The organism is Syntrophales bacterium (assembly GCA_023229765.1).
Lineage (GTDB): Bacteria > Desulfobacterota > Syntrophia > Syntrophales > UBA5619 > DYTH01.
Genome location: JALNYO010000003.1, coordinates 19,829 through 41,455, shown reverse-complemented (window position 1 = coordinate 41,455; position 21,627 = coordinate 19,829). Strand labels below are relative to the sequence as shown.

Here is a 21,627-nt window from a genome sequence, read left to right as displayed (position 1 = left end):
AATTACGCCTCCCTGAAATATTTCATATAGATGTCTTCCAGCGTGAACAGTTCGCCTTCCTTGACGCCGAGACCTTTTTCGGCAAGTTCGGCGAGCGGGCCGGCGGCAACGAGCTTCCCGCCGATCATAATCCCAACCCGGTCGGAAATGCGCTGCACTTGATCCAGAAGATGGGATGAAAAGAAGATCGTCATGCCCTGCTCCCGGCTGAGATTCCTGATCATATCGAGCATCCGGTTCGTTCCCTCCGGATCGAGACCAACCGTCGGTTCATCAAGAAAGGCAATGCGCGGTTCCTTGATCAGCACCTCGGCGATGCCGAGGCGCTGCTTCATTCCCTTCGAATAGCTCCCCACCTTCTTGTCCGCCTCTTTTGCCAAATCCACCTCTGCAAGCAGGCGATCGATCCTTCCCGCGGAGACCTTGTCCGGGATGTTGTTCAGCCGGGCGATGAACCGCAGGTTGGCGCGCGCATCCATGTCCTCGTAAAAACCGACATTTTCCGGAAGATACCCGATAACCTCCTTCACCCTCAGCGCCTCGCGCGCCGGATCGAAACCGCAGACCCTGACCATTCCGGAAGTCGGCTCCGTCAGGCCCAGCATCATCAGCATCGTCGTGGTTTTCCCCGCTCCGTTCGGTCCGAGAAATCCGAAAACCTCTCCCTCCGCCACCTCGAGATTCAGGTTGCTCACCGCCATCTGAGGCCCATAACGCTTGGTAAGATTCTCTATCTGGATAATGGCCGGTCGCTCCACGTCAGCGTCTCCCCATCTTCACGAACAGTAAAGCCAGCCCGGCAATAACGAGGACAATGAGACCGATCCCGATCCACCCCCAGGCGGAGGAGGCCTTAACCGTCACCCTCATCTCCACCGTTTTTTCCGCCTTTTCCCCACTGGTCAGCACGCCCACGGAATAATCACCGACCAGCGTCTGCTGCCCGGGCTTTATCGTTACTTCGACCTGCTTCATCTCGCCGGGGGCCAAAACATCGATCTTTTCCGGTTTGAAGGCTGTTCCCCAATTCTCCGGCTTGAACGAGGAAAAGGCAATGTTGCGGTTTGGGGCGGATCCGTTGTTCTTCACAAAAAGCGAAAAGGAAACTGTCTTGCCGGGAGACGCCTCCAGCGAGAGAATCCCGTTGGGCGTCCCCGCGTCGAGCCGGTAAGTACCGGTCAGGACAGCCGTCAGCTTCGCCTCGGCGCTGCTCTCCTTGGCGCTGACCCGCACGACGATAGGGTATTCCCCTGCCCCGGCGCCCGGCTTCGGAGAAACCTCCACGGCTATCGTCTGACTCTGCCCCTCCTTTACCCGAATTGTCGATATCTGTTTGGGCTCATAGGCAGGTTTGAAATTGATCTCCCATCCCTCCGGACCGACCGCAGAGAGATTAAAAGAGCGTTCCATCTCGCTTTTATTGAGCACGTCTATGGAAAATTCGAACTTGGAATCGGTCTGCCCGCGGAGCACCGGATAGGCGGCATTGAGCTGGATATTGTCCAGCCCCACCTTCCTTCCCTGCACGCTTACATTCAGGGTATGCGTCGAACTGAATTTTCCATCCGCCGTCTTCGCGTCAAAGCGGAAGGAGTACTTACCAGGCCCGCTTCCCTTTTCCGGTTCGAGGTTCAGGGAAAGGGTTTTTGTTTTTCCGGCAGGCACATACACCCCGGTCACCTGATAGCGGGCGCCCTTCAAGGTCGCCTTCCATCCCCGGGCAACCTCCGCAAGCGCCACATCGATATTTTCATCCGCTTTCCCCTTGTTCTCCAGGGTGAGTTCCATCTGGACGCTTTCCCCCGTTGCCACCGCGATGCCCGAGTAATCCGTATAGACAGCGATCCCTCGCGCGGGGCGGTCATCCGGCTTATTTCCCTCCGCCACGGGGCCCGCCGCCACAATCATCAAAAACAAAAAACAGACAAATGCCCCTGTAAATAATTTCTTCATTCGTTTCCCGCAAACCATTACAACCTCCTCAATTATTCCTTACTCTTTGATATAATAATGGTAAATGTTACTTCCCGGAGGCCGTAGCATAGTAACGGCCATGCCCCCTGTCAAGCAAGGGGGGAAAATACAATCAAGCGCCGGAAATATCATTAAATTGAAAAACAGAAACCATCCGGTGGCTTTTGGATTCATTGGTATCTTATGGGTTAAGCTAAAATCCACGGCACACAGTTCAACGCTAATTATGATGCTCCAGTAAAAACTCGAAAAAACCATTTTGTCATTGCAAGCAACGCGCGGCAAGCTCTCTGTTTTGTAATACTTCGCGGATCGATTTCTTCCTGCCGGTCAGGGCGCTTTCCGAGATATTTCGCGCCAAATTCCGGGACGAGATGAAAAAGGCCGGGCTTCTTGACCAGATCAATCCGGACGTCTGGCAAATTGCCTGGAATGTCAATTCCCAGGCTGTCGACAAAAGCGAGGGAAGCTTGAAATATCTGGCCCCTTATGTCTTCAAGGTCGCCATTTCTGACAGTCGGATTGTCGGTGTCCATCAGCGCCAGGTAACCTTTCGTTACAAAAAACAGAGAAGCGCCCGTTGGCGCACGATGTCGCTTGAGGTCATGGAATTTATCCGCCGCTATCTTCAGCACGTTTTACCCTGTGGGTTCATGAAAATCCGCTACTACGGCTTTCTTGGTTCTGGTTCATCGATAACATACTATGATATCAGGGCTGCGATAGAGCTGTCCCTGGCATTCTTCGCGGAAAGACATCAGGCTGCGAAAAAAGAGAAAAAAACGGCGCCGTACTGTCCCCATTGCCGGGGCGCGTTGATTTTTCATTACGCCGTCGAAGCAGCAGCCTTCGTTGCCTTGATGAAACCGGGGTAAATGGACAGCGGACGTAAACTGAAAAACCGTTACCCTTTTTTGTCTTTTCTTAAGCCGTTTACGAACGGGCAGGGATTGCTGTTTTCGGAATCACCACATTAGGCTTCGCTTCCAGCAAGCGGCTGAGTAAATGCCGCCAGACTGGAAATCACTGGTCAAAACCAAAGCAAATGAACAACGAAAAACCGGAAGAAGGGTGATTGTTTGTCAAAGAACGGGTTTTGTTGCGGAGAAATCAGACAAATCAATGAAAATCTTATACGAGACAACTTCTTTTCCCGCCTGCGTAATCTAATCTTTACCCCATATAATATGATCGGGCTTGTTGAACAATGGATTGAGTTCGACCCGCAATCACGTCCGTGCCAACAATTTAATTGGCTCGCGGGTCGACTCAATCCTTATAGGTTGGACGGAATCCACCGTAGGCACCCGGCCGTCGGCTGGATGCAATTGTTGGCCGCTACTATCTTAAATATCGAGAGCAAAACGTATTGCACGCCCAATTTCAACCATTTTGGGCAGAGGCAAAAATGTGATCAATGCTCCAATCTTCCCCTTTGAAACAGTCTGCAAGTGATCGCAATTGACAGCACAATCCTGGGGCATGCCGTCAGCTTTCGAGAGAAATACCTCAGAGGGTATATTACGGATTGTAGTTGTGATGGGAGCGATTGTTACTTCTTCAAGGTATTCCAACACAGAATCTCGGGTCAGGATTAAAACTGGCCGCTTTTTATCTGGCGGGATGAACTTGTACCAACGTATTTCACCGTGTTTCATTCATCACCCCAAGCCTGCTCAGTTTCCCAAACTGAGAACTCATCGGCGGCAACTGGGTATCGCTCGTACCCCCGGCGATGCTTGTGTTCTAGTTGCTCAAGGGTGCAGCGCGCAAGGGCGTCACGAAGCGCCTTTCTTGCGAAAGCAGAACGACTTGTTCGGAGCTCCTTTGAAACGCGATCCACCGCTGTGACAAGATCATCATCAAGTGTCATCTGAATGGTTCTCATATCGCACCTCTATAATGTGGCTTTTTATAGCTATATTAATCCACATTGCAGACTATGTCAAATCGATTTTTCCGGCCAATTCGCGGCGCTGACCCGCGAGCACGGCGGATGGGAGCAGGCTCGCCTGCGGACATCCGACGAGCGCAGTCGGGGCAAGGCACTTGACGAAGTCAGCGCCGCGATTCCGCGCGACGCAGTCGCGCGGAACAAGTTATTCTAAAGTTTCCGGATATTTCCACAACGATCCGTAATTCACAGGACGCCGGACTATGACCATAAGATTGTCTCTTTGCACTCATGTCCTGCCTGCTTCCAATATCTTATGTTAAATACATTGCGTTATTTGTAAATCCCTTGAGGTAATTGCAAAACTCCCCATTCTTGTCATTCCCGCAACGATTCTGAGCGGGAATCTGGTTCTAACTGCTTGAAAAACCATATTCCCGATAGAGACATTCGGGAATGACAAATGGTTTTGCAATTGCATCCCTTTACATAAATTATGCAACCATTTTCCTTGTTACTTCCGGATAGCCTATATTAGAAAGAGGAAAAGGCCGCTTTGGCCGGGGCAAAAGCGGCCTCCCGGTGATTTTGATGAAAATTGCGCCTGGGGGTCGATTATAGATGTATTTCCCTCTGTACATTTCAAAAAGCTTATCGTATAAATCCAAATCCCGTTTGTTCTGTAAATTAGCAGCCATTGAAAAATGGTAATTATTCAGGCTCAAAGTTACGGGTTTCAAGGTTAGATTGTGGATTCCTATTGACGGTGATCTCGGAAAATATAAAAACTCAAGTCCGCCGTGAACTTGAAAACCAGAGCAGTTACGGTTGCTTTTACAAAATGTCAGGTATGCCCCATCAAGCTAATAGTGAAACAGAGGGGTGTAAATCATTAACTGTCAGTTTTGCCTGACTTGGATACAAAGCCGGGATCAGACAAACGGAAAAAATAAAAAGGGGGGAATTTATGTCGTTATGCTTTGAACTTTCACCGGAACAGAAAATGCTTGAGGATACCGTATGGCGCTGGGCCTCGTCCTGGCTGGAACCGCAGATGGAGAAGCTCTACGAGGAGGACCGGATGCCGCCGGATCTCTTTCGGGAACTCGGCAAAATAGGGGTAAATGGCATAGCTTATGAGGAAAAATACGGAGGCGCCGGCCTGGGGTATGTGGACACGCTGCTTTTGTATGAAACCATTGCGCGGGTGAGCAACGCCCTGGCGATGACCGTCGGCGCCAGCCAAACCCTCTGCTTCGATAATTTCCGCCGGAATGCGACAGAAGAGCAAAGAATGGAAATTCTCCCCAAGGCTTGCAGCGGCGAATATATCGGCTGTCTGGGGATCACCGAACCCAATGCCGGCTCCGACGCCATGGGGATGACAACAAGGGCCCTCAAGGTGGGCGACCGCTACATCATCAACGGAAGCAAGATATTCATCACCAATGGACCGGTTGCCGATTTGATGGTCTTCTACGCCAAGACCAAGCCGGTGCTGGGGGCACACGGAATATCGGCATTTTATTTTTTGACAAAGGATATGAAGGGTTTTTATCGGGAAAAAATCCACAAATGGGGGATGAAAAGCTCTCCGACCGGCCTGCTCACCTTTGATAATATGGAAATACCGGAGGATAATCTGATCGGCGGCTTGAATCAGGGGGTTTCCGTTCTGACCAATGGGCTTTGCACGGAACGGATAACTTTGAGCGGCTGTTCGCTCGGCTCGCAGCGGGCCTGCCTCGAACTCAGCATCAAATACGCAAAGGAGCGGGTGCAGTTCGGAAAGGCCCTCGCTTCGTTCCAGTTTATCCAGGGCAAACTTGCCGACATGTACACGGGATACAATGCCTCAAAATGGATGGCTTACAGCGCCGCCTCTTATTGTGATTCACTCGCTGTAAAGGTCGGCGGCAAGGGAACTGAACTTGATCGCAAGGCGGCGGCGGCCCTCCTTTTCTGCGGGGAGATGGGGACGAAGATTGCCGACGCCGCTGTTCAGATTCACGGAGGATATGGGTACTGCAGTGAATACCCGGTTTCACGCCACTACCTTGACCAGAAGCTCTGGGATGTGGGCGCCGGAACAGCGGAGATCCGCAGGATTATCATCGCCCGGGAACTGCTGCGCGATAATTTCCAGAGTGGTCAATAACGAACAATCGGCCTGCGAATGCGACGGAGCGCGTCCCTCCAGCATGTACATATTTTGTGAACATTAAGCTCCGCTTTCATCATTCGTTGTGCCTCCCAGGGCATGGGGGTTTACAGGGAAATGCCGGGCTAAAAAAGGAAAGTCTATGGAAAGTCGCACTTGCCCGCTAACTGCTGGAAACAACCAAAGCAGCGGCCCGGGGAAAACCGCCAAAAAGCAAAGATTTCACAAAAGAACCGGGCTGCCGGGCAAGGGATCTTTTATCGTTTTGCTCCTGCTTCTTCTCGCCTTTTTACCCTCGTCTTTCCTGGATGCCAGACAGGACAGCGCCCGCTTGAGCTTTCAAAAAACAATCGGAAGAGGCGCCGGTAAAGTCCATGTAGTCAAAAAAGGCGAGTCCCTCCTCTTAATCCTCAAAAAAATACCCGGCGGCAAACCGGTTTCCCTGTCCCTGGTAAGACGTTTGAATCCAGGGTTGCGGGATATCAATAAAATATATCCCGGCCAGAAGATCGTTCTGCCGTCATCCGAACAGGCCGACATTCCCCTGGCAAACACACCCCCACAACAACAGAACGGCGAGAAACTGTCGCCCTATTTGATCAAGGAAAACGACTCTATCAGCAGGATACTCCTTGCCGAATTGAAACCGGAAGGGAATGGCCGCCAGTTGACGCCGGAGGAGACAATTGAGACATACCGCAATATCCTCAAATTAAATCCTGATATAACGGATATGAATAACCTGCCGGCCGGACGGACGCTGCTTTTGCCCGCCGAGATGATCAGGGCTGACGGAGCGGAATCTAAGCAATCTGCCAAAGAGACGCCCGCTGCCAAAACCCATCCGGCCCTGCAGACGCTTCTGCTCTCCATTAGACCCGTAATAGAGGGGATGAAAGGCTCTCTCAACACTGCTGGAAGTTATTTCATTCCTCTACAGGACGCTACTCAGATAAGCATCGACTCCTCGCTGATTCCTTCTGTCGAACTTGATGATGGAACAATAGTTTTTCTCGACTATGAAAACATACTGCCTAATGAAGTCCGGCAGTTGATCCACCAGTACTGGCGCAGCTATTATTTCCTGACAAACCTGGAAATGCAGAACGCAGCCGAAACATTGCGGGAAATCATCGGCCATGCGCAAAATTACCGTATGACGCGCGTTGAAAAACCCTTGCTGCTGACAGCCAAACCAGAGATCGCCGTCTCCCCCGACTGGATCATCTCCGGCAACAGAAAAACGGATGGCAGCAGCTACCGTCAGGGTATTTTCCTGCTCGCTTTGGGCGAGCAGCCCTTGCCCGAAGCGGCAAAACTTTTTCTCGAACAAAACGGTCTTGCCGTCACACAAATCACCAAAGAGAAAATTCTGCCTCATAGTCCACCCGATAATTTACAGATAGTCCGGGAAGATTTAAGCGGTCTTCAGGGGATCGCCCTTGCGGAGAGACTGCTGAAGGCTCTTGGGGAGCCACCCCATCGCAAGGCAGAGGTGGCGATCTTCAAACAGGCCGAAAACGGCTTCAATCTTTCCATAACGGCAGATCTTCTGCTGCGCAAAGGCGAGCAAAAGCTGATATTGCATTCTAAAAAACTGCCCGACCAGTTCATGAAAATCCTCAACAATTCAGGCTTTGAGCTTCTAACAATCGGAGAAAACGACAAGGGCAGGTCCCTTATCGAAGCGGTGCTCCGAGGGGCGGGGCTGTCTGCCTCCTTCGACTATTTTTCTTCCCGCATCCCCAAGGAGGGGGTAAAAAGCCGGCTCGACATTTCCTTTTCCGCCATCAGCAGCGTAAAAGATGGCGAGCAAATATATCTGACGGATTTCGACTTGCCTGCCTGGATCTTGCCGATAATCTTCAACGGCCCCAAGGTTCTGGTCATCCGCTATTAAAAACGAAATTTAATCTTCATGAAAGGAACTGACAGCTTGAGCACAAAGGCAATTTTACTTTTCTCCGGGGGGTTAGACAGCATCCTTGCCAGCAGGATCATCGCCGACCAGGAAATAGAGGTCTCCGGACTGACCTTCGAAACCCCTTTTTTCAGCGCTGCCCGGGCAAAGGCAACCGCTCTTCAACTCGGCATTCCTCACGTGGTTATGAACATAACGCAAGCGCATCTTGACATGCTCAAGGCGCCGCGTCACGGCTACGGTAAAAATATGAACCCCTGCATCGACTGCAAGATACTTATGTTGAAAATCGCCGGACAGTTAATGGAAGAGACCGGGGCGAACTTTCTGTTCACCGGGGAGGTCGTGGGGCAAAGACCCATGTCCCAGGGCAAACAAACCCTCATCATGATAGCCAAAAACGCCGGTCTTTCCGACCGCCTGCTTCGCCCTCTGTCTGCAAAACTCCTTCCGGAAACGGAGCCGGAACTTACCGGCAAGGTGGATCGCAACCGTCTTTTTGATTTCCAGGGAAGAGGCCGCAAACGGCAGATCGAGCTGGCCGACAGTTTCGGCATCACCTCCTGGCCGTCGCCGGCCGGGGGCTGCCTGCTGACAGACCCGATATTCTCTAAGCGGCTGCGCGACCTTTTCGCGCATGCTCCCGAATACCGCATCCGGGACATAGAACTGCTGAAAACGGGCAGGCACCTGCGGCTGCGCGACAAAATAAAGGCCATCGTTGGCAGAAATTCAAGCGAAAACGATCTGATCGAGAGTATGGCGGAACAGGAAGACGCGCTCATCCGCGTAAATGACTTTCCGGGGCCAACCGTCCTGGTGCCCTCCGGAGGCGACGCAGAAACACGCGCCCTCGCCGGTCGGATTTGCCTCCGATACAGCGATGCGCCCCGCAAGCAGGAGATTTCCGTCACCTGCCTGCAAAACGGAATTTCATCGTCGTTCACGTCAATCGCCCTGACGCCGGAGGCCTCGGAAGCGATGATGATCTGATTTTCTGCAATTATCCAGCAGACGGCTGATGGGCGGCGCGGAGCAGGTCCTTGACGTTTTTAATCGGGGCGAAGGTGGCTGGCGGAACCTCGATAAAAATTGTATTCCAGAAGGCCATGGAACCATTCCAGAGTCCCGGCCGTTCCAACGCAAGGATGTCCCTCCCCTTCTCCGCTTTTCTGGAGATAATGGATGTTTCCTGATCGACAAAATCGGCCAGTCTGAATTTGCGCCCCCGGTAATCACGCAGTCCGCAGACGAGGTCCACCGGATTAAAGTGGGTTGAGGAAGACCAGACAGCCATCTGTTCATGATCATCCCTGTCTATCTGCACCTCTTCCACAATCTGCAAAGAAGGAACGCAGGTCCCTCCCCGGCTTTCCACCCAAAAAGGGCCGCCGCCCGGTTCGCCCTCGTTTTTTACCATCCCGCAGACACGCAGCGGCCGGTTTAATTTATCGAACAGGAAATGGCGTTTTTCGCCCTCCGTCAGACTCCCGAAAACAGACGGCAGGGGAATATTCAACGTTTCCCGGCAGAATTCCGCGATCCCGGGAATTTCTTTCCCGGCAGGATTGGGATTTTCGAGAACCAGCAAATGGTGGAACAACTCCGTCTGCACAGTAAGCAAGTAACCGGCCAGCAATTTTTTCCAGAGAACCGTCTCTTCCTTATAGCGGTCAACTACGACATTATCGATGTTTTTTATGAAGACGATATCCGCATCCAGGCTGTCGAGATTCGTCAGCAGCGCCCCGTGCCCCGACGGCCGGAAGAGAAGCTCCCCTTTTTCATCCCGAAAAGGGCGCCCGGCGAGATCGACGGCAATCGTGTTGGTGGCAGAATTCTGTATGGAAATATCAAAATCAAACACCGTGTCAAAGCGAACCTCGTAATCCCGGATGACCTGCAGAAGTCTTTCCCGCACCATCTTTTCATGGTCGCCGGAGACGGTGAAATGGATGCGGGCGATCCTGTTCTCATCCCGCACATACAGAGCCGCCTCGACTAAGTGCTCCTCGATGGCGGTTCTTGCGCAATCGGGGTAATGGTGAAATTTAAGGAGGGCCTTGGGAAGGCTCCCCCAATTCAACCCCTTGCCAGTCAGGATGCAGTCAAGTATCTCCGCATACCGGCCGCTTGCAATCATTTGCGCAAGGGACATGCCTCTATCGGCAAAAACTTTTTCCAGATCTGAATAAAACGCGTAACTATTGAGAGAGAGACGAAAGTTTTCCTCTTCCTCCCGCTCCGCAAATCCCCCATTAGCCAATGCGGTGTGCCACTCATGAAACATCCGGCTTGCCGCCCCGGAGGCAGGCACAAACTTCATCAGGCGGCCGTCTTGCCGGGCCGCTTCGCAGACCTCCATTAGCAGGGGACGCCCTTCATCGGCAAGGGCGGCGACCCCGTCTCCAATGGTGCAGGGCCTGAGCAAACGCACCGGGGAGACCCCTTCGCGAAAGATTTCGAGCTGCCTTTCGACCGCTTCAATGGTCAGCCCGGCAGAGGCAATTGCCCCCCGGTCCTTCTCCGACCAGCCGCCGCTCTTCTGTTCTCCGGTCATTTTTTCCCCTTTGCTCTTTTCCTGCAAATTTTTCCGTTACCGACCAGCTCTGACGGCGGCGCCCATTGCACGGTCCAGCCGCGCCTTCGCCATGTTAAGATCGCCGAGATAGTTCTGATAATCAGACATGGCCGCAGTCAGAATGGTTTGGGCGTCTATCACATCCGTGGCGGTTCCTACCTGCTCGCTGTACCTTTCCGTGTTGATCCGAAAGTTTTCTTCCGCCTGCTCGATCGCTTTTTTTGCCACCGGCAACTGTTTTTGCGCCTCGCCGAACAAAAGATAACTGCTTTTTACCTCCAGGGCTATCTGCTCCCGCAGACCGGCAAGCAGATCGGCAGCCTGATTTTCACGACTTTTCCCGGCGTCAATGCGGTCTTTAGTTTTTCCCCACTCCCAGAAATTCCAGTTCGCAACCGCCATGACGTACCAGTTTTCCTGATCGCGGTAGTCGCTCCCGGCTACACCCGGCGTGTCCCCGTACCGTGCGTAATTTCCCAAAAGAGATAGATTCGGGTAGTATTCGCTTTTGGCCTGTTTTACCAGAATTTTCGCCTGATTCCATCTGAGTTGATAAGCTTGTATCTCCGGACGGCGCGTCAAGGCAGCGGCTATGCAGGCATCAAGGGGTTCAACGGCAACGAATTCTGTCAAGCTGTCCTCGATAGTTGCCGAGGAGTTGATATCCCTCCTGAGCAAGGTGTTGAATCTTGCCTTCGCCAGCTCCACGCCGTTTTCAGCCCGCAGCAGGGATTGTCTGCCCGCCGCCAGTTCAACCTCCGCCCGCAGCAGATCGTTGCGGGGAATAATTCCGGTTTCATAAAAAGCGCCGGCGGCGTCACGATGGGCGGTCAACCTTTTAAGCGCCTGGATCGCAACCTCCATAACCCGCTGCGCCTTCAGGATGTTGAAGTAAGCGATCCTTACCTCGTAAACAACATCCAGAATCGTCTGCTGCTCGGTCAGGCGGGCTATTTCAGCGCCGGCCTGACTCGCCTCGTAACCGGCCGCAATCCCTCCCCCCGCGTAAAGAGGCTGCCTGACCTCAACGTTCCAGTTGTAATTGTTTTTCGTGCCGGTGGCGAGTCTCTGGGCAGGCATATTTACCGGGACAGGCGGCACGCCGGGCAGGGTGAAGGAAAGGCCCGGGAAAAGAAAACTTGGCTCTTCGTTTAACCTTGTATAGCTGTAAGAAGTGCTGAACTTCGGAAGAAACCCGGTAAAAGCCTCCCTCTGCACAGCCTCGGCCCCTAACACCCCTTCTTTGGCCGAGTTGACTCGCAGGCTTTGCTTTATCGCGATATCAACGCTTTCGGGAAGCGTCATGAATCCGGCATCCGCCGCGTCAGCAATACCGCTCGTCAATGCGACAAACACGATATAAATAATGGTTCTCCCCCAAAAACAGCAGCTCCGCATCTTTCTGTTCCCCTCAAAAACGTGATTGCATATAAAGCATAGGTTTTTCATGCGTTCAAAACATTTTTTTGTCAAGCTGAAAAACTGATTAAATTTTTGCTTGACAAGACGATAACCTTCGGTGTAGCAAGGCACCGCTTTCGGGTGGGAGCAGCCGCTCCTGATGATTGGAAAAAAGCGATGGTCTCAAGCAATCGCCTTTCTGTCATCCGCGACCTGAGATATGCGATGAAAACCCGTCCGGCGCCGGTTCTATATTTCATGCGCTGAACTTTTACAAAAGGGGTTCTAAAGCATGGTCAATTATATTCCGATTCTGATAATTATCGTTTTTGCACTCCTGATAGCATGTCTCATTGTAGGCGCTTCCTCCATCCTTGGAAATAAAATCTCTCAAAAAACAAAACTTGACACATATGAATGCGGGATGCGGACAATCGGGCCGACCCGCATGAAGATGAATATCCGTTATTACCTGACCGCAATGCTGTTTTTGATCTTTGATATCGAGATTATGTTTCTTTATCCCTGGGCCTTGGTTACAGGGAGTCTCAAGCTGTTCGGGTTTCTGGAGATGCTGTTTTTTGTAATCATCCTCCTCGTCGGTTATCTGTATGTATGGAAGAAAGGGGCCTTGGAATGGGAGTAGAAGTTGCCGTGCCCGCCACCTTGCAAGAAGTTATCAACTGGGCAAGGAAAAATTCAATCTGGCCGGTTACGTTCGGGCTCGCCTGCTGCGCCCTCGAAATGATGGTTGCCAGTTCCGCCACTTATGACATCGCCCGCTTCGGCGCCGAGGTTTTTCGCCCCTCCCCCCGCCAGACGGATCTGATGATCGTCGCCGGAACGCTAACCAAAAAGATGGCGCCGATCTTGAGACGCATTTACGAACAGATGCCGGAGCCCAAGTGGGTCATAGCCTACGGCGCGTGCGCCTGCAGCGGCGGCATTTTCCAATCCTACAGCGTTGTGCAGGGGGTCGATCAGATTGTCCCCGTCGATGTTTATGTGCCCGGCTGCCCTCCCCGCCCGGAAGGATTGCTGAAGGCGATAATCGAACTGCAGAAAAAGATAGCCGTTGAACCAGCCGGACAGAGAAATCTGGTCAGCTTGCCTTGGGGGAACAATGGATAGTCGCTCAGCCGGTAATCTGTTAAAGGAAAAATTCCCGCAGGCAGTCGCGGGAATCGAGGAGTTCAGGGGGGAAACAACCGTTACTGTTGAAGCGCCGAATCTCTTCGAGGTCATGACGTTTCTCAGGAAAAATACCGAGCTTGCCTATGACATGCTCATCGACCAGGCCGGAGTTGATTTTCCCAGCCAAAGTCCCCGTTTCACCATTGCCTACCTGCTGCACAGCATGAAGTTCAATAACAGACTCCGGATAAAGACAAAAGTAGCCGCGGGCGTTGCAGTTGATTCAGTCAGCGCTATCTGGAAAGCGGCAAACTGGATGGAACGCGAAACAGCGGAGATGTTCGGAATAACATTCAAAAATCATCCTAATCCGCAGCATATTTTATTGCCCGATGACTTTGTCGGCTACCCTTTACGGAAGGATTACGACGTCAAGGGGCCCAATTTCGATCAACCGTTCCAGGTTTGTTTAGACGAATAAAAAGAGACTTTTTGAGGACATCAAAGCGATGGCTGAATCACGCACCATGACAATTAATATGGGACCGCAGCATCCTGCAACCCACGGCGTGCTGAGGGTACTTGTGGAGCTTGACGGTGAAAACGTCGCCAAGTCGGAACCTCACATCGGGTATCTGCACCGGGGAATCGAGAAGCTCTTCGAAACGATGACCTGGCGGCAGGGACTGCCGCTCACGGACCGGCTGGACTACACCAGCGGCATCTCCAACAATCTCGCCTATTGCCTCGCAGTAGAAAAACTCCTTGACATCAAGATTCCCCCAAGAGCCCAGTATTTAAGGGTGATGATGGCCGAGCTGCAGCGGATCGCGGCCCATCTGCTGTGGCTGGGAACTCACGCCCTTGACCTCGGGGCCATGACAGTGCTTTTCTATACATTCCGGGAACGGGAGACCGTCCTGGAAATCCTGGAACTGGCAACTGGCGCGCGCATAACGCCGAGTTTTATCCGCATCGGCGGGCTTGCCGACGACATTCCTGATGACTTTCTTCCCCGCGTGACGGCGTTCATCGAAGAATTGCCGAAACGGATCGATGATTACGAAACCCTGCTGACCAAAAACCCGATCTGGAAGCGACGAACTATGAATGTCGCGGCGATGTCGGCCGAGGATTGCATCAACTACGGGGTGACCGGCCCGGTGCTGCGGGCCTCCGGCGTCAACTACGACGTCAGAAAGGCCTATCCCTATTCGAGTTACGAGGATTTCGACTTCGAAGTGCCGCTGGGGAAAAACGGCGACGTCTATGACCGTTATCTGGTAAGGCTCATCGAGATGCGGCAGTCAGGCCGGATCGTCAAGCAGGCCGTCGAGAGACTTCCCGCCGGCCCTGTCGGCGCCGTGGACGCGCCCCAGATCGTTCCCCCCGCCAAGAAGGATGTGCAAACGGATATAGCGTCTCTCATCAGACACTTCAAGATCATGCAGGAGGGCTTTGAACCGCCTCCCGGCGAGGTTTATGCATCCATTGAATCATCGAAGGGCGAGCTGGGCTTTTACGTTGTCAGCGATGGCTCCAACAAACCCTGCCGGGTGAGGATAAGACCGCCTTCCTTTATTAACCTAGGCGCCCTGCCGAAGATGATCGACGGGGTTCTGGTAGCGGATATTGTCGCCGCCATCGGCAGCATTGACATCGTTCTGGGTGAGATCGACCGGTAGGGCGTAAAAACGGGTTCGCTACTGTAAAGCTTCGTATTTTGAGAGAGCAATGACTATGGCAGACGTAATTTTCAGTTCCTGGCAGGACGAAGTGATCGACAACCGCGGAGTCGCGGCGGACGCTAAGGCGCCTGCAAAGACCAAGCTTCTGGACGAATTCAGCCCAGGAGAGCCGATAAAGGCCTTCCTCGGCTGGGATGGGATCGTCATTCGCGATGCTGGCGTTGACATTGTCGGCATGTGCGCCAAGTACGCCCAGGCCGTCCAGAGTGAATCCTGCGGCAAATGCTTTCCCTGCCGGGTAGGAACCGGCATCATCAGCGATATGTTAAAAAAGATCGCCGCCGGCGAAGGCACGCAGTCGTATATCGATAAAATAAAGGAGCTGGCGCCCTCGATCAGGGATGGTTCCAAGTGCTCCATCGGCCAGACCGGCCTGATTCCCATCCTGCACGCCCTCCAGTATTTTCCCAAGGCCTTTGCCGAGGCAATTGCCGGCAAAAAGAAATCGCCGGACGCAAACTATCGCTATTCTGTCACCGCCCCCTGCCTGAGCGTCTGTCCGAGCGGGCTTGATATCCCCGCTTATATTGAAGAGATCAGCGAGCAGCGTTTCACCCAGTCGCTTGCCACCATCCGCAAGAGCATCTGCTTTCCCGGAACATTGGGGCGGGTTTGCGTGCGCCCCTGCGAATCAAGCTGCCGACGGACCAATGTAGATGACTCCCTGTCAATAAAATATCTGAAGCGGTTTGTCGCCGATTACGAAATAGACACGAACCGCCATCAGGAAATCCCCACCGCGGCAAAAACAGGCAAAAAAGTTGCAATAATCGGGGCCGGTCCCGCCGGCGTCTCCTGCGCCAACTATCTGATCCAGATGGGTCATCAGGCAACGATATTTGAACGGCACCCCGAGCCGGGCGGAATGGCGGCAATGGGAATCCCCGATTACCGCCTGCCGAGGAATATCCTTCATCGTGAGGTGGAGCTGGTGCAGGAGCTGGGGGTGGAAATCCGCTATAACGTTCAGGTTGGCAAGGATATCTCCTTCGCCAAGCTCCGCGAGGATTATGATGCCATCTTCATCGGCGTCGGCGCCCAGGGCAGCATGCCGATGGGGGTAGAAGGCGAGGATCAGAATTACGACGGTTATATCCCGGGCGTAAAGTACCTGCTGGACATCAATCTCGGTCGCGATCCCTATCCGGCGGGCAAGAAGGTGGTCGTTGTCGGCGGCGGCAATGTGGCAATCGACTGCGTGCGCTCCTCTTTCCGCATCGGAAAACCGGATGTAAACCTGGTTTACCGACGTTCCAAGGCGGAAATGCCGGCTGATCCTGTCGAAATCAAGGATGCCGAGGATGAAGAGGTAAAATTCCACTACCTCTGCAACCCCACAAAAATCATCGCCAAAGAAGGAAAGGTTGTCGGGGTTGAGCTGATTCGGATGGAACTTGGCGAGCCCGACCAGAGCGGCAGGCGCAGGCCTGTTCCGGTAAAGGGTTCTGAGTTTGTTATTGATGCAGACATCGTCATTCCGGCAATCGGGCAGCAGCTTGATTTGTCATTCCTGAACGAAGCCGATGGCATAAAGGCCACAAAGCGAAACACCGTAGTTGTTGATCCCGAAATCTTTGAGACGTCGCAGCCGGGCGTTTTTTCTGCCGGCGACTGCGTGACTGGCCCGGACGTTTTAGTCAGGGCAACCGGCAACGGCAAGCGGGCCGCGGAAAAGATCGACCTCTATCTAAAAGGGGATAAGGTGGCGCCCTCTTCGAACGAAAACTTCCGCAACCTCTTTGCCACGTTAGGCGTTTACAATGAAAAGGAACATATCGGTATAATCGGCGGGTTGCACAAGTCACACCTGCCCATGCTTGACCCTCTGGAAAGAAAGTGGAACTTCGCCGAAGTGGAGGATGGTTACACAACGGATGTAGCCATAAAAGAGGCCGCCCGTTGTCTGCGCTGCTACAGAATAGGCATGATCGCCCTGGGTTAAACGGTAAGGAAAAGATATGATTAGCTTGATTATAGATGGAAAAGAAGTTTTTACCGAGGAGGGGAAAACGATCCTCGAGGCGGCTCGCGCAAGCGGCATCTACATACCTACCTTCTGTTTTCATGAAAAACTTTTTCCCATCGGCTCCTGCCGCCTTTGCCTCGTCGAGGTGGACGGTTACGACAAGCCGATGACCGCCTGTACAACCCCGGCGCTTGCAGGCATCAAGGTTACGATCCAGTCCGATAAGCTGTTCAGGATGAGGCAGCAGTTTTTGCAACTGATCCTCACCTCGCACCCGCTCGACTGCCCCCAATGCGACAAGGGCGGGGAATGTCAGCTTCAGAACATCTCCTATGAGCACAAAATCGAAAAAGCCGAGTACGAAGCCGTTCGCAAGGATCACCGGGAAGAATACGCGACGCCGCTTATCCGCTACTGGGAGGCGCGGTGCGTCCTCTGCGGCCGCTGCTTTAACGCCTGCCGGGAGGTATCGGGACGGGCAGCAATCGATATCGTCGGCAACGGCTTTGAAGCAAGGATCGCGGCCAGCGACGCGGGCGACTGCATCTCCTGCGGGGAGTGCCTCTCGGTCTGTCCGGTCGGCGCCCTGACCGAAAAGTTGAGCCCGGTTAAAGCAAGAACATGGCAAAGCCAGCGGATAGAGACAACCTGTCCCCACTGCGGCTTTGGCTGCCAGTTAACGTTGAACGTCGTGGACGGAAAGATCATAACCAAGGTCGTCACCGAGAAAAATCTCCCGCCCAATAATGATTCGCTTTGCGTAAGGGGGCGTTTCGGTTATGATTTCGTCAACAGCGACCAGCGGCTCCGGGAACCCTATCAGGGCAATCAGAAAAAGACGCTCACAAAAGAAGAGGCGTTGAGCTATACAGCGGAAAACATGAAGAAACTCTCTGCGGAAGGCAAGGGCGTCGGGTTTATCGTTTCTCCCCGGGCCACCAACGAAGAGCTGTTTCTCATCTCCAAAATCGCCTCTACGCTCAAAAATTCCCAGATCGCTTCTGCTGCGGCTTATCATACCGGGAAAGTCGCCTCCGCCTTTGCGCGCATGGGGATAAGCCCGGTTTATGATTACGAAAAGATCAAGAGCTGCAAAACAATCGTCGTTGCCGGCGCCGATTTGCTGATCAACAACCATCTGCTCGCCAACAAGGTCAGAGAGGCGGTAAAATTCACCGGCGCCCGGATTGTGAGCATTGACCCCCTTGACAATTCGCTCGCCCGCATTGCCAGCGCCCATCTGCAGGCACTTCCGGGGAGTGACGCCGGGATTTTCAACGCACTTTCCGCCCGGCTCCTCGAGGACGGCAAACACGATAAAACTGCCGAAACATTTGCCGGTTTTGCAGAATTAAAACAGTCGCTTTCCGGAATTTCGGCAGAAGCATTGCAGACCCCGGGCGGCGTTGACGCCGGCCTGATCAATAAGGCGTATCAGCTTATTGCCGATGCCGACAGCGTCTGTGTAATTTTCGCCTCCGGGATCACGGATAATGAGGCGAGTCTGACTGCGCTTTTGAATTTCTGCCTGCTGAAGGGTCTCCCGGAACGGGGACTCGTCATGGCGGCTGCACTGCAGGCAAACGCCCTCGGCGCCGTTTCGCTGCTGAAGGAAATGGCCGCCCCGGACAGTCTCCTGGACAATTCCGGCATCTCCGGAATCTTTCTCTATGAAGACGACCCCTTCCAGTATCTGAACGGCGAACTAGTGAAAAAATCTCTCGCCCGGCAGGAGTTTGTAGCCGTTTGCGATATATTGCCGACCAGGGTTATGGACAGCGCCAGCATCGTCATCCCTTCCGCCGGCTTTGCCGAGAAGGATGGCTCCTTCATCTCGGGAAACGGCGCCGTAAGCACTGTGCATAAGGCGTGCAGCGGGCCATCCGCCGGGTTCGACTTCCTCAACAGCCTGCTCGGGCTTCTGGGCGGAAAGAGTTATGAAAATTCCCAAAGCGTTGCCGCTGAAATTCGCCTCGCCGGTCTGTTTGCAAAAGGTGGGGACGGGGTTGAAACGCTGGCTGTAAAAACCGACAAACCGGCCTTTGCCAAATTTAGCAGTGGAGAAGCCAACCAGCCTGCTCATAAAGACACCGGCAGGTACAAGCTGATCCTCCGCGATCTGTTCATGAATCACCATCTCTCCGACATGACGGTTTATGGAGAAGGCGTTGGGCGAGTTCAGACCGATCTGTTGCGGATATCCCCCGAGGATGCAGCTGAACTGAATGTATCTACCGGAGATGTCGTCGCGCTTGCGGGAGACGCCGGGGCAGCGACCAGCCCGGTTGTCGTCAAAAAGGGCATCCGGAAGGGTTCGCTGGAGTGCGTTCTTTTCAGTAAACATGGCGAAATGCTTTCCCTCTTTGCGCGACCGGCCAAGGTAAACGATGTTGCCGTAAAAAAGGCATGATTGTGAAGAAAAAAGAAGTTTCTGAACATAAAAAAAGCTCCCTCGCCAGGCAAGACAACAAGATCGTTGTTCCTGGGCGGCGGACGCAACTCTTTTCCAAGGGCTGAAAATGGAACCTTACTACTACACCCTCGAATCTCTGATAAAAATCGTGGTGGTCGTGACCATCCTCATGCTGTGCGTCGCCTACCTGACCTTGATCGAACGCAAGTTCCTCGGTTACCTTCAGGTCAGGCTCGGCCCCAACCGGGTAGGCCCCTGGGGGCTGCTGCAGCCGATCGCGGACGGGATAAAATCCTTTGTCAAAGAGGACATTATTCCCACAAATGCCGACAAGACGGTTTATGTGCTCGCCCCGATGATCACGTTCGTCACAGCCCTTTCGATGTTCGCCGTCATCCCTTTCGGCGACAGCTTCACCATTTGGGGCCGCGAAGTTAAACTGGTCATTGCCGACATTGACATCGGCCTTCTCTACATCTTCGCGCTGGGCACCCTGGGAGAGTACGGCATTGTCCTCGGCGGCTGGGCTTCAAACAACAAGTACGCCGTATTGGGCTCGCTCCGGGCTGCGGCGCAGATGATTAGCTACGAGGTGGCCTTGGGGCTCATCCTCATCGGCACGATCATCCTTGCCGGTTCGTTGCGCCTGACGCAGATTGTCGAAGCGCAGAGAGATGGCTGGTTCATTCTCTACCAGCCGTTTGCGTTTCTGCTCTATGTTGTCGCGGCGCTGGCCGAGATCAACCGCACGCCGTTTGACATGCCGGAATCAGAAAGCGAGCTTGCCTGCGGCTTCAACGTCGAGTACAGCTCGATGAAATTCGCCCTGTTCATGATCGCCGAATACGCGCATCTGGTCACGGTTGCCGCCCTGACGATTACCCTCTTCTTTGGCGGCTGGCTCGGCCCTTTCCTGCCGGGCCCGGTATGGTTCATCGGAAAAACATTTGCGATGGTGTTTATCTTCATCTGGATCAGGGGCACCTTCCCGCGTATGAGGTATGACCATATCATGAAGCTGGGCTGGAAGTTCCTTTTCCCGGCGGCGCTCGCCAATGTCGTTGTCACCGCTTTAATTGTAGCGCTTAGATAGATGAGGCAATTTTTATGATAATTCCGCTGCTGAAAGGTCTCAAGTTAACGTTAAAGGTCTTTTTCTCGAAGCCGGTGACGATCCGCTACCCGGAAGAGAAAAGGGCTGTCTCGCCACGCTGGCGGGGCATGCACTATTTCGAAAAGAATGATCAGGGAGAAACGGCGTGCGTCGCCTGCGGCCTGTGCGTCGCCGTCTGCCCTTCTCACTGCATCAAGCTGGAAATCAAGGAGCGGGAGGATGGCACGCGCTACCCGGGGAGCTATGATATTGACGCCCTGCGGTGCGTCTTTTGCGGATTCTGCCAGGAGGCGTGTCCGGTAAACGCGATCAGACTGGGCGGGGATTATGAATTCATACACTATTCACGGGCTGATTTTAAACTGACGAAAGAGAGCCTGCTTTCCGCAAAAAGGATAGGATGATGGGTGCAATAAGTTTCAAATTGATTGTTTTTTTCGTTGCGGCGCTTGTGGTTATCGTCTCGTCTCTGCTTATGACGACAAGAAAAAATCCCGTCCACAGCGCCCTGTGGATGATCCTGACCTTCTTCGCAATGGCCGTCATTTACCTGCTTCTGAATGCCCAGTTCATCGCGGTGGCGCAGGTTATGGTTTATGCCGGCGCGATCATGATGCTGATCCTCTTTGTCATCATGATGGTCAGCCTCGATAACGGCGCGCAGAGTGAACAGAAAAAAATCTCCATGAACTTCACGAAAAAGGCGGCCTGGTCATTGGCGGTGATAATTCTTCTGCTCGAGCTGATCTTCGGCGCCCTTTTTTATCAGACCACAGCGAAAATCGGCTCTTACCCGGCAGAGGCGGTGACCAGCCTGGGAAACGCAAAAACAGTCGGAACCCTGCTTTACGGTCAGTACCTTTTCCCGTTCGAGATCGCCTCGATTCTTCTACTGGTAGGGATTATCGGGGCCGTTGTTCTTTCCCGGAAAAGCAAATGATGCACGGGATAACTTAGGGGCGCCGTTGCTAATCAAACATACCGACAGGAGTTAGACATGTTGCAGGAAATTCCAGCAAGTTACTGTTACATCTTAAGCGCCATCGTCTTTGTAATCGGGGCAATCGGCGCCATTACCCGCAAAAACGCGATCGTCATTTTCATGTCGATAGAGCTGATGCTGAACGCCGTCAACCTGGTTTTCATCTCCTCCGGCAACGCCTTTTCCTCAATGGACGGCTCGGTGTTTGTTTTTTTCGTGATGACGGTAGCTGCCGTCGAGGCAGCGGTTGGTCTGGCCATTTTTGTAATGCTCTTCCGGATCAGGGGCGCCGTCAATGCTGATGAGGCAAGCCTCCTGAAGGGCTGAGCGGGCGTTGC

20 protein-coding genes are annotated in these 21,627 nt (G+C 53.2%); 14 read left to right on the top strand and 6 right to left on the bottom strand.

The features are described 5' to 3' along the window. Window positions 1-2 precede the first annotated feature (2 nt). Window positions 3-758 (bottom strand): ABC transporter ATP-binding protein, encoded by a 756-nt coding sequence (locus tag M0P74_02900; protein MCK9362538.1) that lies wholly within the window; start codon window positions 756-758, stop codon window positions 3-5. A gap of 1 nt (window position 759) precedes the next feature. Continuing rightward, a complete protein-coding gene (locus tag M0P74_02895; GenBank protein MCK9362537.1) occupies window positions 760-1,953 on the bottom strand; it encodes an NEW3 domain-containing protein in 1,194 nt (397 codons plus the stop codon). Window positions 1,954-2,321: 368 nt separating this feature from the next. Here M0P74_02895 and M0P74_02890 point away from each other — a divergent pair, with 368 nt between their 5' ends. Continuing rightward, window positions 2,322-2,849: a transposase gene (locus M0P74_02890; protein ID MCK9362536.1), complete on the top strand. Its 528-nt coding sequence runs from the start codon at window positions 2,322-2,324 to the stop codon at window positions 2,847-2,849. Between the two features lie 471 nt (window positions 2,850-3,320). Here M0P74_02890 and M0P74_02885 read toward each other — a convergent pair whose 3' ends face one another. Both M0P74_02885 and M0P74_02880 read right to left on the bottom strand, forming a co-directional pair. Next, window positions 3,321-3,632 carry a type II toxin-antitoxin system PemK/MazF family toxin gene (locus tag M0P74_02885; GenBank protein MCK9362535.1) on the bottom strand — a complete coding sequence of 104 codons (312 nt, stop codon included), beginning with the start codon at window positions 3,630-3,632 and terminating at the stop codon, window positions 3,321-3,323. After that, window positions 3,629-3,862, bottom strand: coding sequence for a ribbon-helix-helix protein, CopG family (locus M0P74_02880; protein MCK9362534.1), 234 nt, complete (start codon window positions 3,860-3,862; stop codon window positions 3,629-3,631). The genes M0P74_02885 and M0P74_02880 overlap by 4 nt, the downstream gene beginning before the upstream one ends. Before the next feature lie 973 nt (window positions 3,863-4,835). Here M0P74_02880 and M0P74_02875 point away from each other — a divergent pair. The 3 genes from M0P74_02875 (at window position 4,836) to M0P74_02865 (ending at window position 8,943) form a co-directional block, all read left to right on the top strand. Beyond that, window positions 4,836-6,026 carry an acyl-CoA dehydrogenase family protein gene (locus tag M0P74_02875; GenBank protein ID MCK9362533.1) on the top strand — a complete coding sequence of 397 codons (1,191 nt, stop codon included), beginning with the start codon at window positions 4,836-4,838 and terminating at the stop codon, window positions 6,024-6,026. Window positions 6,027-6,171: 145 nt separating this feature from the next. Then, window positions 6,172-7,929, top strand: coding sequence for a LysM peptidoglycan-binding domain-containing protein (locus M0P74_02870; protein ID MCK9362532.1), 1,758 nt, complete (start codon window positions 6,172-6,174; stop codon window positions 7,927-7,929). Between the two features lie 36 nt (window positions 7,930-7,965). Next, window positions 7,966-8,943: a tRNA 4-thiouridine(8) synthase ThiI gene (locus M0P74_02865; protein ID MCK9362531.1), complete on the top strand. Its 978-nt coding sequence runs from the start codon at window positions 7,966-7,968 to the stop codon at window positions 8,941-8,943. A 10-nt stretch (window positions 8,944-8,953) separates the two neighbouring features. Here the strand turns inward: M0P74_02865 and M0P74_02860 are convergent, their stop codons facing one another. Continuing rightward, complete coding sequence (locus M0P74_02860; GenBank protein MCK9362530.1) at window positions 8,954-10,510, bottom strand: DUF4301 family protein; 1,557 nt, start codon at window positions 10,508-10,510, stop codon at window positions 8,954-8,956. 36 nt (window positions 10,511-10,546) lie between these two features. Beyond that, the gene (locus tag M0P74_02855; protein MCK9362529.1) at window positions 10,547-11,929 is read right to left on the bottom strand and encodes a TolC family protein; all 1,383 of its coding nucleotides are present in this window, start codon (window positions 11,927-11,929) and stop codon (window positions 10,547-10,549) included. A 295-nt stretch (window positions 11,930-12,224) separates the two neighbouring features. Here M0P74_02855 and ndhC point away from each other — a divergent pair, with 295 nt between their 5' ends. The 10 genes from ndhC to nuoK all read left to right on the top strand — a co-directional run bounded on the left by ndhC (window position 12,225) and on the right by nuoK (window position 21,616). After that, window positions 12,225-12,578: an NADH-quinone oxidoreductase subunit A gene (gene ndhC, locus M0P74_02850; protein ID MCK9362528.1), complete on the top strand. Its 354-nt coding sequence runs from the start codon at window positions 12,225-12,227 to the stop codon at window positions 12,576-12,578. Then, window positions 12,569-13,063 carry an NADH-quinone oxidoreductase subunit B gene (locus tag M0P74_02845; GenBank protein MCK9362527.1) on the top strand — a complete coding sequence of 165 codons (495 nt, stop codon included), beginning with the start codon at window positions 12,569-12,571 and terminating at the stop codon, window positions 13,061-13,063. Before ndhC ends, M0P74_02845 begins: the two co-directional genes overlap by 10 nt. Window positions 13,064-13,175: 112 nt before the next feature. Beyond that, entirely contained in the window at window positions 13,176-13,547 is a 372-nt protein-coding gene (locus tag M0P74_02840; GenBank protein ID MCK9362526.1) for an NADH-quinone oxidoreductase subunit C, read from the top strand. A 28-nt stretch (window positions 13,548-13,575) separates the two neighbouring features. Next, window positions 13,576-14,751, top strand: coding sequence for an NADH dehydrogenase (quinone) subunit D (nuoD, locus tag M0P74_02835; GenBank protein MCK9362525.1), 1,176 nt, complete (start codon window positions 13,576-13,578; stop codon window positions 14,749-14,751). A 55-nt stretch (window positions 14,752-14,806) separates the two neighbouring features. Continuing rightward, window positions 14,807-16,756, top strand: a complete 1,950-nt coding sequence (locus M0P74_02830) for an FAD-dependent oxidoreductase (GenBank protein ID MCK9362524.1) — start codon at window positions 14,807-14,809, stop codon at window positions 16,754-16,756. A gap of 16 nt (window positions 16,757-16,772) precedes the next feature. Further along, a complete protein-coding gene (locus M0P74_02825) occupies window positions 16,773-19,190 on the top strand; it encodes a molybdopterin-dependent oxidoreductase (GenBank protein MCK9362523.1) in 2,418 nt (805 codons plus the stop codon). Window positions 19,191-19,299: 109 nt separating this feature from the next. Then, window positions 19,300-20,286: an NADH-quinone oxidoreductase subunit NuoH gene (nuoH, locus tag M0P74_02820; protein MCK9362522.1), complete on the top strand. Its 987-nt coding sequence runs from the start codon at window positions 19,300-19,302 to the stop codon at window positions 20,284-20,286. A 14-nt stretch (window positions 20,287-20,300) separates the two neighbouring features. After that, window positions 20,301-20,711 (top strand): NADH-quinone oxidoreductase subunit NuoI, encoded by a 411-nt coding sequence (gene nuoI / locus M0P74_02815; protein MCK9362521.1) that lies wholly within the window; start codon window positions 20,301-20,303, stop codon window positions 20,709-20,711. After that, window positions 20,708-21,247 (top strand): NADH-quinone oxidoreductase subunit J, encoded by a 540-nt coding sequence (locus M0P74_02810; GenBank protein ID MCK9362520.1) that lies wholly within the window; start codon window positions 20,708-20,710, stop codon window positions 21,245-21,247. Before nuoI ends, M0P74_02810 begins: the two co-directional genes overlap by 4 nt. Window positions 21,248-21,304: 57 nt before the next feature. Continuing rightward, the gene (nuoK, locus tag M0P74_02805; GenBank protein ID MCK9362519.1) at window positions 21,305-21,616 is read left to right on the top strand and encodes an NADH-quinone oxidoreductase subunit NuoK; all 312 of its coding nucleotides are present in this window, start codon (window positions 21,305-21,307) and stop codon (window positions 21,614-21,616) included. Window positions 21,617-21,627: the final 11 nt, after the last annotated feature.